Origin of the sequence: Sphingobium sp. 3R8, from assembly GCF_020166615.1 — a bacterium.
Lineage (GTDB): Bacteria > Pseudomonadota > Alphaproteobacteria > Sphingomonadales > Sphingomonadaceae > Sphingobium > Sphingobium bisphenolicum.
Map to the genome: position 1 here is coordinate 1 of NZ_JAIQXR010000026.1, position 13405 is coordinate 13405.

Sequence of the window (13405 nt, forward strand, 5' to 3'; positions counted from 1 at the left end):
CACCGGACCAATAGCTTGCGAAGCTCCGTCCCCCAACGAAAACGGGGGACGCCTTTCGGCATCCCCCGTCCCCTCCCACTCGGGATATCCGCCGATCAGGCGGCCTTGGTGCGCCAGCCGTCGGCGTAGTTGTCGCGGGCGGCTTCCGAATAGGGGACCGAGGAGACGATCGCCTTGATTTCGGTCTGGACATGCGGTTCGACGGTCGGCTTGCGCGTGCCGCCATTGGGTTCGCCCCACAGCAGCGTCACTTCGGTGCCGGGCGCGGCGAACTCCGCGTCGACCATCGCCAGCGCCAGGAAGCGGCCGGCGTTGATGGTGTAGCCGATCCAGGTCGACAGGCCGATGGTCTTGCCGTCCTTCAGCACCGCGTCATAGGGGTGCATGCAATAGACGGCGCTGGGGAATTCGAGGAACTTCGCCTTGTCGCCGGTCTGGAGCATCGAGCTCATGACGCGGACGATATCCTCATTGTCCAGGGCCAGCGTCACCTTTTGACGGTGCGGCTGATCCTTGATCTTTTCCAGCGCTTCGCGGCCGACGAACTCATGGTCGAACTTGACCATGATGCCATAGCCCAGTTCCCACGGATTGAGGTAGTAATCCTCGATCTTGTCGGAGACGAAGCTGCCGCCGAGCGAGCATTTGCCTTCATAGCTGTTTTCGCCGATCCATTCGCGGAAGCCCTTCGAGCCTTCGCCGGTATAGGTGGCGGGCAGCGGCGAGGGGATCCAGCCGGATTCCAGCGTGTTCGACGAATAGGTACGGCCACCGCACAGGGTGAGGCCATAATCCTTGCCCGCTTCGATCAGCGCGTTGCGGACGGTGTCATAATCTTCCCACGGACCAAACAGTTCGTAGCCCGGCTGGCCGGCCATGCCGTGGCGCAGCGCGCGCACTTCGACGCCGGCGATCATGATCGGCGCCATGTGGAAGAATTTCAGGTCCGGCGGGGTCTGGCCCATCGCCTTTTCCAGCACCGGCATGGCGTTCGGCCCCTGCAACTGGAAGCGATAGTTGCGGCGATAGCCCTGCTGGTCGAGCGGGCGGGCGATGGTGCGCTCGTCGCGTTCCACCTTCACGTCCCACTTGCCGGTCGAGGCCCAATATTCGACCCATTCGATCGAGGGGGCGCGGCCGACCAGTTCGAACTTTTCTTCTTCCAGATAGAAGAGGATGACGTCGCCGATCACATAGCCTTCGGGCGTGACGGGGGCGAACTGCTTGGCGCGGTTCGGCACGAAGCCCTTGAAGCTGTTGGGGGCGAGATAGGCCAGCATGTCGAACGCGCCGGGGCCGGTGACGAGCAGGTCGACCATGTGGAAGCTCTGGTTGAACAGGACCGAGCTTTCCGCCCAGCTCCGCTGTTCGTCGCGCCAGTTGCTATATTCGCCCGGCACGCCCGGATAGGCATTGGGGCCGACCTGCTGGTTGCGCAGGAATTCGACGATGTCGCCCTTTTCATCGAGCAGCTGTTGCAGGGTCTTGTCAGTCATTCAAACCTCTCCTTCGACTTGATCTGGAAGTTCACAAATGTCTTGCACGGACGGCATTGAAAGCCATTGCCGCACGAGATGGTTGAAGGCCTGCGGCGCTTCCGCAGGCATCATATGGCCGGCGCCTTCGACGACGCGCAGTTGCGCGCCGGGAATCGCGGCGGCGATGGATATATGCTGGGCGACCGGGGACCATTGGTCCTGCCGGCCGACCATGGCGATGGTCGGGCAGTCGATCGACGGCAGCAGCGCATCGACCGAGGGACGGTGCAACAACGCCTCGATCTGCGCTTCGAACGTCGGCAGGCCGGCGGCGACCGCCATGGCGTAGAGCGCGTCCATCAGCGCTTCGTTGCGCAGGGCCGCGAATCCCATCATCGGCGGCAGCCATTGCGCCACCAGCGCGCCGATGCCCTGGGCGCGGCCGATATCGCGCAGGCGGTAGCGACCCTCGCGCTCGCCGGGCTTTACAGGGTGGACGCCGGTATCGACCAGCGCCAGCCGCTCCACGCGATCGGGCGCCTTGCGCATGACTTCAAGCGCGACCCGCGCGCCCATCGAATGGCCCAGCAGGGCGCAGCGATCGGGCATGTGGGCGATAACATGATCGGCCATCGCCTCGATTCGGTCGCAACCGGGGTAGAAACCATCGACCACAGCGCTGCCGGGGAAAGCGGCCAGCGTTTCACCGAACATGCGGGAATCGCACAGCAATCCCGGCAGGATCAGGAGGGGGGCGCTGACATCGCGATCTGATGATTTCGCATCCATGAATATTTCATCTACACGAATATTTCGGGTCGGGCCAGAGAGAAAATGCAGGCGGGCGACCCGAATGATCCGCGCTAAGGCAGGGGCCTTTCCTCATCCGCCGGGCGAAGACGCGACAGCAGCAGAACCAGCGCGGCGACCGCAGAACCCAGCGCGAGCAGCAGCGAGGTGACGCCCCTGCCCGCCCCCACCGCCAGCAATTGCCCGGCGAGGAACGGGCCGAGCGCCGCGCCCATGCGGCCGAAGCCGATCACCGTGCCGGTGCCTGTCGCGCGCAGCGTGGTGGGATAGATATTGGCGATCAGGGCATAGAGGCCGACCACCGATCCATTGGCGAGAAAGCCCAGGATGAACGCCGCCACCTGAAGCCAGACCATGGCGGCGGGGACGGCGCCGAAGGCGGCGACCGCGACCGCCGCGCCGGCCAGCCCGCCGATCACCAGCGGGCGCAGGCCGAGGCGCGGCGAGAGGAAGCCGAGCGTCAGCCCGCCGATCGCGCCGCCCATGTTCATGAACACCGACACGATCGTCGCGCGCGACGGATCGAACCCCAGCGCCACGACCAGCGAGGGCGCCCAGCCCAGCGCATAATAGAAGGTCATCATGTGCAGGCCGTACATGAGGATCAGCGCGATCGTGGTGACACGGTAGCGGTCGGCGAAGAGCTGGCCCATCGACGCCCTGGGTTCGTCCACGATCATCACCTGCCCCGCTTCCGGCTGGCCGAGCCGGCGCAATATGGCGTTGATGCGCGGCAGCGCAGCCGGGCCGTGGCGAGTGGCGAGCCAACTGACCGATTCGGGCAGCAGGAGCAGCACGAGCGGCACCATCAGCGCGGTGGCGCCGGCGCCGGCGAGGAAGATCGATTCCCAGCCATGGTTCCTGAGCAATTGCGCCGCGCCCCAGCCGCCGACGATGCCGCCGACCGGATAGCCCGCCGCCATGATGCTGACCGCCAGGTCGCGGCGGCGCCGGTTGGCGAATTCCGCCGACGCGGCGTTGACCGCCGCCAGCACCGCGCCGAGGCCAAGGCCGGTAAAGGCGCGCAGCAGGCAGAGTAGCACGACGCTGGGGGCGAAGGCGGAGGCCAACATGCCGCCCACCATGATGGCGAGGCACAGGAGGATTTGCGGCCGACGCCCGATGCGGTCGGCAAGCTGGCCCAGCGTCAGCGAGCCGACGACCATGCCCGCCAGCCCGGCCGACACGACCAGGCCGATCGCGCCGGGGCCGATGCTCCATGCGCGGGCGATGCCCGGCGCGGCGAAGGTGACGGCGAGAATGTCGAACCCGTCGAGCGCATTGAGCAGAAAGCAGATGGCGATCGCCATGACCTGCGGCAGGCGCATCGGCCGGCTGGCCAGAATGCTGCGCGGATCGTCGGCGGGCAAGGCTGCGGTCGGCATGACGGCCATGGGCGGCGTTCCTCTCATTTATCGGGGCAAGGCGCGGCGGCGAGCGCTGCGCTCCATGCGGCGCACATTGTATGTGGATGACACAATATGCAAATCGAAACATCGCCGGTCGCAAGGCCGCGCAAACGCTTGTGAAAGGCGCAAAACAAATATAACGTTCGTTACTAATTAGGGAGAGGACAGACCAGACGATGCCGCACGCCACCGACCCGGCCGGCCGGAAAGACACCGAGCCGAGCCTGCTGCTGGGCATCGCCTTCGGCTTTCTCTCCTCGCTCGGCCCCTTCGCCATCGACCTGTACCTGCCGGCCATGCCGGGCATGGCGCGAGCGATGGCGGCGGACAGCGGCGCGGTGCAGCGCACGCTGTCCGCCTTCTTCCTGGGGCTGGCGCTGGCGCAGATTCCGTTGGGGAGTTTGGGCGACCGGTTCGGGCGGCGGCGGCCGCTGATCGGCGGGCTGGCGCTGTTCACGATCGCCTCGATCGCCTGCGCGATGGCGACCAGCCTGACCATGCTGGTCGCATGCCGATTTCTACAGGGCATGGGGGCATGTGCGGGGACATCGAGCGTGCGCGCGATGATCCGCGACCGGCATAGCGGTCATCGCGCCGCGCAACTAATGGCCTTCACCTTCCTGATCATCGGCATATCGCCGGTGCTGGCGCCGCTGGCCGGAAGTTACCTGTTGCAGATCATGCCGTGGCGCGGACTGTTCCTGCTGCTGGCGGGCGGCGGCATCGTGGCGCTGGTGGCGGTCGCGCTGAGGCTGCCGGAATCGCTGCCGCCCGAAAAGCGGCTACGCCCTCAGCCGATGATGCAGGCCTATCGCGGGTTGCTGGCGACGCCCGCGTTCCTGGGCTGGACGCTGGTGGCGGGGCTGGCGACGACGGTGCCCTTCGCCTTCGTGACCGCCGCGCCGTTCGTCTATACGCAGGGGTTCGGGCTGACGCCGCATCATTACAGCCTGCTGCTGGCGCTGAATGCCGTGACGTCGATCATCGCGACCCAGTTCGCGCCGGCGCTGATGCGGCGGCTGGGCGCGCGGCCGCTGGTGACCAGGGTGGCGCTGGTCGCGATCGGCGCGACCGGGCTGATCGCTTTGGCGGGCGCGGGGGCGCCGATCGCGCTGTTCCAAGCCTATTCGATGCTGTTGTTCGCCCTGTCCGGCTTCATCCTGACGCCTGCGGCGATTTCCGCGCTGGATGCGGCGGCCGGCGGCGCGGGGGCGGCGGCGGGATTGCTCGGCACGTTGCAACTGGCGATCACGGCTGCGGCAAGCGCGGCGGTGTCGCTGCTGCCATCGGTGTCCATCCTGCCGCTGACCGGCGTGCTGGGGGTCAGTTTCCTGACGATGCTGCTGGTGATGGCGGCGCTCGGCCTGGAGCAGGCGCGCGTGCGCGCCTAGAGCATGCTGCGTTAAATCCGACGTACGTCGCGCGCTCTTAGTTTTTGTTGTCGCATCGTTGTAAGCAGAAAAGCGGTTCCCATTTTTCCGCACGATGCTCCAGCCGACCTGCGCCAGCCAGTCGGCGAGATTATAGTGGTTGCCGACCCGCGCGATCCGGCCGTCGCGGATGACGAAGAAGGCGCCCTTCCCTTCGCGCACCGCGCCCTGCTAGGGTTCGTTCACGACATCGTCGGTCAGCAAGTCGATGCTCATGCCGCGCCCTGCTGCGTCAGCCGCGCGGCGTGCCAGCGCAGATGATCGCCCATGAAGGTTGCGATGGAATAATAGCTATGGTCATAGCCGTCGCGCAGCGTCAGCGTCAGCGGGATGCCGGCCGCGTCGCAGGCGGCGCGCAGCAGGTCGGGCTTCAACTGCGGCTCCAGGAAATTGTCGGCGGCGCCCTGATCCACCAGCAATGCAGGCAAACGTGCGCCATCCTCGATCAGGGCGACGGCATCATGCTTGCGCCAGGCGGCGCGATCGTCGCCCAGATAGCCGCCCAGCGCCTTGTGCCCCCAGGGCGCTTGCGAGGGCGCGACGATCGGCGCGAAAGCGGAGACGGCCTTGTACCGGTCTGGGAAGGTCAGGCCGATGGTGAGCGCGCCATGGCCGCCCATCGAATGGCCCATGATCGACTGGCGATCCGGGTCGGCGGGGAAATGTGCGGCGACGAGCGCGGGCAGTTCCTGCGTCACATAGGACCACATGCGGTAATGATCGGCGAAGGGCGCCTGCGTCGCATCGACATAGAAGCCCGCGCCCAGCCCGAAATCATAGGCGCCGTCGGGGTCGTCGGGCACGCCCTCACCGCGGGGCGAGGTGTCGGGTGCGACGAAGATCAGCCCCAGTTCGGCGCACAGGCGGCGATATTCGCCCTTGTCCGTGACATTGGCGTGGGTGCAGGTCAGCCCCGACAGATACCAGACGACCGGCAGCGTCGCGCCCGCCTCATGCGGGGGGACATAGACCGAGAAGGTCATGTCCGTGCCGGTGACGGCAGAGGCGTGCCGGTACACGCCCTGCACGCCGCCAAAGGCGCGATTGGTGCTGACCGTTTCCATCAGTAGACGACGACCGAACGGATGCTCTTGCCCGCGTGCATCAGGTCGAAGGCGGTGTTGATCTCCTCCAGACCCATGACATGGGTGATCATCGGGTCGATCTCGATCTTGCCGGTCATGTACATGTCGACGATCTTGGGCACGTCGGTCCGGCCCTTGGCGCCGCCGAAGGCCGTGCCGCGCCAGTTGCGGCCGGTGACGAGCTGGAAGGGACGGGTCGCGATCTCCTTGCCCGCTTCGGCCACGCCGATGATGATCGACGTGCCCCAGCCGCGATGGCAGGCTTCCAGCGCGGTGCGCATCACATCGGTATTGCCGGTCGCGTCGAACGTATAATCGGCGCCGCCGTCGGTCATCTCGACGATCTTCGCCACGGTGTCCTCGCGCGACAGGCCCCTGGAGTTGAGGAAGTCGGTCATGCCGAACTTGCGGCCCCATTCCTCCCGGTCGGGGTTGATATCGACGCCGATGATCCTGTTCGCGCCGGCCAGGCGTGCGCCCTGGATCACGTTAAGGCCGATGCCGCCCAGGCCGAAGATGACGACATTGTCGCCCACCTGCACCTTGGCCGTATTGATGACCGCGCCCACGCCCGTGGTCACGCCGCAGCCGATATAGCAGCTCGACTGGAAGGGCGCGTCCTCGCGAATCTTCGCCACCGCGATTTCAGGCAGGACGGTGAAATTGGAGAAGGTCGAGCAGCCCATATAGTGGAAGACGGGCTGGCCCTTGTAGGAAAAGCGGGTCGTGCCGTCGGGCATCAGCCCCTTGCCCTGGGTCGCGCGGATCGCGGTGCAAAGGTTCGTCTTGCCCGACAGGCAGCTTTTGCACTGGCGGCATTCGGGGGTGTAGAGCGGGATGACATGGTCGCCCGGCTTGACCGAGGTGACGCCGGGGCCGACTTCGCGCACGATGCCCGCGCCCTCATGGCCCAGGACCGAGGGGAAGATGCCCTCGCTGTCCAGCCCGTCGAGCGTGTACGCGTCGGTATGGCAGATTCCCGTCGCCATGATCTCCACCAGAACCTCGCCCGCCTTGGGGCCTTCCAGGTCGAGTTCGACGATCTCCAGCGGTTTCTTGGCTTCGAAGGCGACGGCGGCGCGGGTCTTCATGGGTCTACTCCCGAATTGGTCCGATAATCGGAAAATCCTGTGCCCGATCGGCAGGGGCCCGTGCAAGCCCGCGCCGCGCGGCGGTGGTGTCGCCCGCTCTAGCAATATCCCGCCTGCGCGATAAGAAAGCATTTGCGGGATTCATTATTTCTGGAGTGGGACAATATGCACCGCTGGGAAGGCATAGACGAGTTCGTCGCGATCGCAGCCGCGGGCAGTTTCAAGGCGGGCGCCGAGGCGCTGGGCCTGTCGACCACCCATATGAGCCGCGCCATCGCCGCGCTGGAGGCGCGGGTGCAGGCGCCTTTGTTCCACCGCACAACCCGGACGGTGCGGCTGACCGATACGGGCCGCGTCTTTTTAGACCATTGCAGCCGGATCGTCGCCGAGCGAGACGAGGCGATCGCGATGATCAGCGAGGGCGGCGAGCCGCAGGGGGATATCCGCATCACCTGCTCCACCGCGATGGGCGAGCGCTTCATCGCGCCGATCGTGCGGCGCTATGCCTCCAGCCATGCCAAGCTGCGGATCAGCATCGACCTGACCAACCGGCTGGTCGACCTGGTGGGCGAGGGCTATGACCTGGCCATCCGCACCGGGCAGCTGGCGGAATCGCGGCTGATCGGCACCCGGATCGCCTCGCGGCGGCTCCATACCTGCGCCGCGCCCGCCTATCTCGACCGGCAGGGCCGGCCCGGCAAACCCGGCGACCTGTCGCGGCACGAATGCCTGGTCGGCACGTCGCCGCTGTGGCGGTTCCAGCGGGGCGGGCGGGCGGAGAGCATCCGGCCCAAGGGGCGGTGGCGCTGCAACAGCGGCGGCGCGGTGGCGGAGGCCGCGATTGCGGGCATGGGGGTATGCCAGTTACCCGAATTCTACCTGCTGCCCCACATCGCATCGGGCGCGCTGGAGGAAGTGCTGGACGATTTCCGACCCGATGACGAACCGATCTGGGCGGTCTATCCGCAGCGTCGCCATCTGCTGCCCAAGATCAGCGGGCTGCTGGACCTGTTGCGGGCCGAACTGCCCGCCGCGCTGGCGCGGCAGGCCTGAACGATCAGGCCGTCGGCTCGTCGTCGCCGTCGGGCCGGGTGAATTCGAGGAACCGGCTGTTGCCGCTGTCGTCGGTGGCTTCGAGCGTGTCGACCAGCGTGTCGAGATACTGGTTGAGCATGTCGACCTCCTGCCCTGCCAGCGCCGAGACGAGATAGGTCGCCACCTTGTCCGTCTGCGGGCGCATCAGGCCGTAGAGGCGCTGCCCCTCGTCGGTCAGGATCAGCGTCTTGCGCCGCTTGTTGCCGGGGTCGCGCTCGACCGCGATGCGGCCATGCTTTTGCAGCGCGGCGACCGCGCGGGAGACGCTCATCGGATTGACGCCGGTCATTTCGGCCAGCTCATGGCTCGCCGAATTGGGGTGGCGCCCGATCAGCATCAGCAGGCGAAATTCATTGAGGCTGATCTTGTAGCGATGTTCCAGATAGGTGGAGAAAGGCGCCATCAGCTTGTTCGCCAGCCGTAGCACGCGGTGGAGCGTGTCCGCCGGGCTGGCTTCGGCAGCGCGCGGCCGCGGCGGCTTGGAGGACGCGGACGGTTTCCGGGGCGGGCTGCTGTTCGACATGGTCTTCCGATAGGGCATCTGGCGGTGGTGAAGTCAAGCCATGCGTGGTGCGGCAGGTCACTCAGCCGACAATCGCGCAGCCGACGCTGGTGAATTTGCCGTCGGCGACATGATAATGGATATATTGGCGCATTTCCTGGACCTGGCCCTTCGCGATCGGGGCGAACTGGTCGAGCCCCTGCGCCGCCAGCGCAGCGGCGTCGAGATCCTTGACGCCTTCGACCCGGATGATCCCTTCGAGCGCGACCAGATCGGCGCTGGACGCGAAACGTTCGATCGTCAGGGTTTCGATGACATGGGCGTGGAGAAAGCCGTAGAAGCGCTTGAACGCTTGGCGGGTGCCGAGGTCCACGCCGAAGAAGCGGATGCTGGCGCCCGGCGCGTAGAAATCGAACACCGTGTCATAGTCCCGGTCGTTGAACGCCTGCGCATAGCGATCATAATCGGCGCGTTCCATCGCCCTCTCCTCTTGTCCGAAGGGGCGGGATTTTTCCCCTGCCCGCTTGCCCTTTTAATAACGATCGTTATCGTAAGGGCAAAGGGCGGATCGACGCCAGCGAAAAATGCAGGAGAGGGTGATGAGCTATAGTGCGCAGGAACAGCGCAACCTGGATCTGGTGCAGGCGATGTTCGACCATGTGCTGATCCCGATGGACGGCGACGCCGCCGACCGCTTCATCGCGGCGGACTATATCCAGCATAACCAGTGGGTCGATACCGGGCTGGAACCGCTGAAAGCCTTTCTGCGCAAGGTGCGGGCGGAGAATCCCGATGCGGTGCATGATATCAAGCGGCGCTTTGCCGATGGCGACCATGTGGTCGTCCATTATCATGTGCGGCGGTGGGCAGGCGATACCGGCTTTGCGGTGATGGACATCTTCCGCATCGAAGGCGACAGGATCGTCGAGCATTGGGACGTGGTGCAGGATGTGCCGGCCGACAGCCCCAATCCCCATTCCCCCTTTTGAACCGGGAGGCAGCGATGCGATTCAAGGACAAGATCGTGCTGGTCGTGGGCGGCAATAGCGGCATCGGCCTGGCGAGCGCGCAGGCCTTCGCGGCGGAGGGCGCGACGGTGCGGATCAGCGGGCGCGACCAGGCGACGATCGATGCGGCGGTGGCCGGGATCGCGGGCGCAAGGGGCTATCGCGCGGACATCGCCGATCTGGACGCGATGGAGGCGGTGATCGGCGACATCGCGGCGCAGGACGGGCGGATCGATACGCTGTTCGTCAATGCAGGCGTGGGTGGCTTTGCGCCTTTCCGCGACCTGACGCCCGACGACTGGGACCATGTCCATGGCGTCAACCTGCGCGGCTGCGTGTTCGCCATCCAGAAGGCGTTGCGGCTGATGGGCCGGGGCGGGTCGGTCGTAGCGACGGGATCCATCGGCGGCCATGCCTTCGTGCCGGGCAATACCGCCTATGCAGCGGCCAAGGGCGGGCTGTATGCGGCGCTCAAGGTCATTGCGGGCGAACTGGTGGGTGAAGGCATTCGCGTCAACCTGGTCAGCCCCGGTCCGATCGAAACGCCGCTGCTGCACCGCAATCCGGGCATGAGCGAGGCCGATGTGGAGGCCATGCGCGAGGCGATGATCGCGGCGGTGCCGATGCAGCGCATGGGCCGGGCGGAGGAAGTCGCGCATGCCGTTCTGTTCCTGGCTTCGGAGGAAGCCAGTTTTATCACCGCCGCCAATCTGTTCGTGGACGGCGGGACGCTGGAATTAGGGTGATTAGGGAATTAGGGTGATTGGGGAGTTGGGTTGATGGAAAATCTGTTTTCGACGCTGGACAATCCGCGTCTGGAATTCGCGATGGAGGTGCGGCTGCAATTTCCGCGGGTTCAGACCATCGTGAATACGCCGATGGGCGGCAATCGCAGCGCCGTCTATGTCGATGGCGGGACGTTCGAGGGACCGCGGATCAGGGGCAAGGCGGTGCCGGGGTCGGGCGGCGACTATGCCTATTTCCGGCCCGACGACGTCGCTGTGTTCGACGCCCGCTACATGCTGGAGGAAGAGGATGGCACGCTGATCCTGCTCAATAATCGGGGTTTCCTGTGGGGACGCAAGCCCGACACGATGGCGCGCCTGCGCGACTGGGCGTTCGGCGACGGCGAGCCGGTGGAGCAGCAGGATTATTATCTGCGCGGCAATCCCAGTTTCGAATGCCCGGTCGGCAAGCATGACTGGCTGACCAAGCATGTGTTCATTGGCGTGGGCGAGCGGCGCGCGGACGGGAATGTGCTGCGCTATTATGCGCTGACGTAAAAAACCCGTTCGCTTCGCGCGTGTCGAGAAGCGTTTCTCGACTGCGCTCGAAGCGAACGGCGATTGTTATAGGGAAATCAGCGCGTCCAGTGCGAGCGCGCCCTGCCCTTGCGGATAGACGATCACCGGGTTGATATCGACTTCGCGGATGGCGGGGGTGGCGGCGACCATCCGGCCCAGGCGCTGGACCATGTCGGCGACCGCGCCGATGTCCATCGCCGGGGCGCCGCGGAAGCCGTCGAGCAGCGGGGCCATGCGCAGCGTACGGATCTGCGCGATGATGGCGTCCCGGGTCAGGTCGGGCGGGAGCAGGCAGACATCGTGCAGCAGTTCGGCCGCGACGCCGCCGAAGCCGACGAGGATGGTCGGTCCCCAATGCGGATCGTTGCGCGCGCCCACGATTAGTTCGACGCCCTTGGCCGCCATCCCCTCCACCAGTACGCCGTCGAGTTCGAGGCCAGGGCGCGAGGCGGCGAGATTGGCCATCAGCCGGTCCCAGCCGGCCGCCACGGCTTGCGGGTCGGCCAGGTTGATGATGACGCCGCCGGCATCGCTCTTGTGCGGCAGTTCGGGGGACTGGGCCTTCAAGACCACCGGATAGCCGAGGCGATCGGCGGCGGCGACGGCTTCGGCCGCGCTCTGGGCCAATTCGAAGGCGGGGAAGGCGATGCCCTGCGCGCCCATGATCGCCTTCGACCGATGTTCGGGGATGCTGCTGCCGACCTGCGCCAGATCGGCGATCGGATCGGCGGCGAGCGGGGCCACCTGCTCGTCGCGCTGACGATGGGCGGCGATGCGGGCAAGCGCGCGCAGCGTGCGTTCGGCGGTGGGCAGATAGGTGACGCCGGCCGCCCGCAGCGCGGCGAGATCGTCGGCGAAGACGCCGCCGCCTTCATCGACGCCGCCGACGATGACCGGCTTCGTCTCGCCGATCGCCTGAAGCGCGTCGAGAACCGCCTTGAACTTGATGTGCGAGGTGCCGGTGTCGGTCTGGATCAGCGTGAGGAGGATCGTGCCGATCCGGTCGTCCTGCGCCAGCGCGGCGAGCGTGCGGCCGTAGAGGCCCGGATCGACCAGTCCCTGGGCGGTGATGTCCATCGGGTTGGTGACGGGGACGAAATCGGGCAGGGCCGCGCGCAGCGCCGGGCTGTCGGCATCGGTCAGTTTCGGCAGGTCGAGCGCGACCGCTTCGGCCAGGTCGAGCATCATCGCCTTGAACGCGCCGGATTCGGCGATGACGCCGGTCCCGCCGATCCCGGCATCGGGCGAGCGGGCGAGGATTTCGACAATGTCGCCCAGTTCCTCCAGCGAGTCCGCGAGGATGACGCCGGCACGCTGGACATGGACGGCCATGACCGCATGGTCGCCCGCCATCGCGCCGGTATGGGTGGCGGCGCTTTCCGCGCCCGCCGCGCTGCGGCCGGGGTGAAGCAGCACGACGGCCTTGCCCGCGTCGCGGGCGGCGCGGGCGGCGGCGAGGAAGCGGGCGGGATCGCGCACATGTTCAGCGATGAGGGCGATGACGGCGGTGTCGGGCTGGTCGACCAGATAGGCCAGATAATCCTCGATCCCGCTGGCCGCTTCATTGCCGGTGGAGATGTAGCAGTTCAAGGGCACGTCGCGATGGATCATGGTCGTCGCCAGCACGGCGGCCATCGCGCCCGATTGCGAGACGATGCCGACGCGGCGATCGCCCTGCGCCTTCGCCTCCGGCATTTCGATAAAGGTCAGCGAGACATTGTCGCGGAAATTGACGAGGCCGAGGCAATTCGGCCCCTCCACCACCATGCCGCTTTCGCGGGCGATGCGGGCGATGGCCTGCTGGTCGGCCAGGCCCTGCGGCCCGTCCTCGGCAAAGCCGGCGGAGAAGATGACGGCGGCGCGCACGCCGCGGCGGGCGAGGCCGCGCATCGTGTCCAGCACGCCGGCACGCGGGATGGCGAGAACAGCGACATGGACACCTTCCGGCAGGTCATCGACCGACGCGACGCAGGGCCGCCCGCCAATCTCCGTGCGCTTGGGATTGACCAGATGGATGTCTCCGTCGAAACCCTGCCGCACGAGGTTGGCCAATACCGATGCGCCCAGCGCGCCGGGCTTGTCGGACGCGCCGACGATCGCGACCGAACGGGGCCGCAGCAGGCAATCCAGCGAAGCGGAGGGCAGGCCGTGACCCAGGATTTCCGTTTCATCCATGCAAACAGCTTCGGTCACG

Annotated in this window: 13 protein-coding genes; 5 read left to right on the forward strand and 8 right to left on the reverse strand. The window is 66.5% G+C overall.

Features of this window, described 5'->3' with window-relative positions; all coding sequences use genetic code 11:
- Positions 1–95: 95 nt before the first annotated feature.
- The 3 genes from desA to K9B33_RS19875 form a co-directional block, all read right to left on the reverse strand.
- Positions 96–1496 (reverse strand): syringate O-demethylase, encoded by a 1401-nt coding sequence (desA, locus tag K9B33_RS19865; RefSeq protein ID WP_224550858.1) that lies wholly within the window; start codon positions 1494–1496, stop codon positions 96–98.
- Entirely contained in the window at positions 1497–2267 is a 771-nt protein-coding gene (locus tag K9B33_RS19870) for an alpha/beta fold hydrolase (protein WP_224550859.1), read from the reverse strand.
- 74 nt (positions 2268–2341) lie between these two features.
- Positions 2342–3682 carry an MFS transporter gene (locus K9B33_RS19875; protein ID WP_411974043.1) on the reverse strand — a complete coding sequence of 447 codons (1341 nt, stop codon included), beginning with the start codon at positions 3680–3682 and terminating at the stop codon, positions 2342–2344.
- A gap of 191 nt (positions 3683–3873) precedes the next feature.
- Between K9B33_RS19875 and K9B33_RS19880 the strand changes: the two genes are divergently transcribed.
- The gene (locus K9B33_RS19880; RefSeq protein ID WP_224550860.1) at positions 3874–5088 is read left to right on the forward strand and encodes a multidrug effflux MFS transporter; all 1215 of its coding nucleotides are present in this window, start codon (positions 3874–3876) and stop codon (positions 5086–5088) included.
- Between the two features lie 251 nt (positions 5089–5339).
- Here the strand turns inward: K9B33_RS19880 and fghA are convergent, their stop codons facing one another.
- Positions 5340–6191: an S-formylglutathione hydrolase gene (gene fghA, locus K9B33_RS19885; protein ID WP_224550861.1), complete on the reverse strand. Its 852-nt coding sequence runs from the start codon at positions 6189–6191 to the stop codon at positions 5340–5342.
- A complete protein-coding gene (locus K9B33_RS19890; RefSeq protein WP_224550862.1) occupies positions 6191–7303 on the reverse strand; it encodes an S-(hydroxymethyl)glutathione dehydrogenase/class III alcohol dehydrogenase in 1113 nt (370 codons plus the stop codon). Before K9B33_RS19890 ends, fghA begins: the two co-directional genes overlap by 1 nt.
- A 165-nt stretch (positions 7304–7468) precedes the next feature.
- Here K9B33_RS19890 and K9B33_RS19895 point away from each other — a divergent pair, with 165 nt between their 5' ends.
- Positions 7469–8356 carry a LysR family transcriptional regulator gene (locus K9B33_RS19895; RefSeq protein WP_224550863.1) on the forward strand — a complete coding sequence of 296 codons (888 nt, stop codon included), beginning with the start codon at positions 7469–7471 and terminating at the stop codon, positions 8354–8356.
- 4 nt (positions 8357–8360) lie between these two features.
- On the opposite strand, the gene K9B33_RS19900 is transcribed toward K9B33_RS19895, so the two are convergent.
- The gene (locus K9B33_RS19900; protein WP_224550864.1) at positions 8361–8921 is read right to left on the reverse strand and encodes a MarR family winged helix-turn-helix transcriptional regulator; all 561 of its coding nucleotides are present in this window, start codon (positions 8919–8921) and stop codon (positions 8361–8363) included.
- A 61-nt stretch (positions 8922–8982) separates the two neighbouring features.
- Complete coding sequence (locus tag K9B33_RS19905; protein WP_224550865.1) at positions 8983–9378, reverse strand: nuclear transport factor 2 family protein; 396 nt, start codon at positions 9376–9378, stop codon at positions 8983–8985.
- 121 nt (positions 9379–9499) lie between these two features.
- Here K9B33_RS19905 and K9B33_RS19910 point away from each other — a divergent pair, with 121 nt between their 5' ends.
- Genes K9B33_RS19910 through K9B33_RS19920 form a run of 3 tightly spaced genes read left to right on the forward strand, consistent with a single transcriptional unit; the run spans position 9500 to position 11190 of the window.
- Positions 9500–9889: a nuclear transport factor 2 family protein gene (locus K9B33_RS19910; protein WP_066609147.1), complete on the forward strand. Its 390-nt coding sequence runs from the start codon at positions 9500–9502 to the stop codon at positions 9887–9889.
- Between the two features lie 14 nt (positions 9890–9903).
- Complete coding sequence (locus tag K9B33_RS19915; RefSeq protein ID WP_224550866.1) at positions 9904–10653, forward strand: SDR family oxidoreductase; 750 nt, start codon at positions 9904–9906, stop codon at positions 10651–10653.
- 33 nt (positions 10654–10686) lie between these two features.
- Positions 10687–11190 (forward strand): DUF3237 domain-containing protein, encoded by a 504-nt coding sequence (locus K9B33_RS19920; protein WP_129926879.1) that lies wholly within the window; start codon positions 10687–10689, stop codon positions 11188–11190.
- A gap of 66 nt (positions 11191–11256) precedes the next feature.
- Here K9B33_RS19920 and K9B33_RS19925 read toward each other — a convergent pair whose 3' ends face one another.
- Entirely contained in the window at positions 11257–13386 is a 2130-nt protein-coding gene (locus tag K9B33_RS19925; RefSeq protein ID WP_224550909.1) for an acetate--CoA ligase family protein, read from the reverse strand.
- Positions 13387–13405: the final 19 nt, after the last annotated feature.

What these genes read in the sequence shown, in the direction of transcription:
- K9B33_RS19875 (WP_411974043.1), bottom strand. Translation starts at nt 3,682, where the DNA reads ATGGCCGTCATGCCGACCGCAGCCTTGCCCGCCGACGATCCGCGCAGC.
- K9B33_RS19880 (WP_224550860.1), top strand. Translation starts at nt 3,874, where the DNA reads ATGCCGCACGCCACCGACCCGGCCGGCCGGAAAGACACCGAGCCGAGC.
- desA (WP_224550858.1), bottom strand. Translation starts at nt 1,496, where the DNA reads ATGACTGACAAGACCCTGCAACAGCTGCTCGATGAAAAGGGCGACATC.
- K9B33_RS19910 (WP_066609147.1), top strand. Translation starts at nt 9,500, where the DNA reads ATGAGCTATAGTGCGCAGGAACAGCGCAACCTGGATCTGGTGCAGGCG.
- fghA (WP_224550861.1), bottom strand. Translation starts at nt 6,191, where the DNA reads ATGGAAACGGTCAGCACCAATCGCGCCTTTGGCGGCGTGCAGGGCGTG.
- K9B33_RS19920 (WP_129926879.1), top strand. Translation starts at nt 10,687, where the DNA reads ATGGAAAATCTGTTTTCGACGCTGGACAATCCGCGTCTGGAATTCGCG.
- K9B33_RS19870 (WP_224550859.1), bottom strand. Translation starts at nt 2,267, where the DNA reads ATGGATGCGAAATCATCAGATCGCGATGTCAGCGCCCCCCTCCTGATC.
- K9B33_RS19905 (WP_224550865.1), bottom strand. Translation starts at nt 9,378, where the DNA reads ATGGAACGCGCCGATTATGATCGCTATGCGCAGGCGTTCAACGACCGG.
- K9B33_RS19895 (WP_224550863.1), top strand. Translation starts at nt 7,469, where the DNA reads ATGCACCGCTGGGAAGGCATAGACGAGTTCGTCGCGATCGCAGCCGCG.
- K9B33_RS19925 (WP_224550909.1), bottom strand. Translation starts at nt 13,386, where the DNA reads ATGGATGAAACGGAAATCCTGGGTCACGGCCTGCCCTCCGCTTCGCTG.
- K9B33_RS19890 (WP_224550862.1), bottom strand. Translation starts at nt 7,303, where the DNA reads ATGAAGACCCGCGCCGCCGTCGCCTTCGAAGCCAAGAAACCGCTGGAG.
- K9B33_RS19915 (WP_224550866.1), top strand. Translation starts at nt 9,904, where the DNA reads ATGCGATTCAAGGACAAGATCGTGCTGGTCGTGGGCGGCAATAGCGGC.
- K9B33_RS19900 (WP_224550864.1), bottom strand. Translation starts at nt 8,921, where the DNA reads ATGTCGAACAGCAGCCCGCCCCGGAAACCGTCCGCGTCCTCCAAGCCG.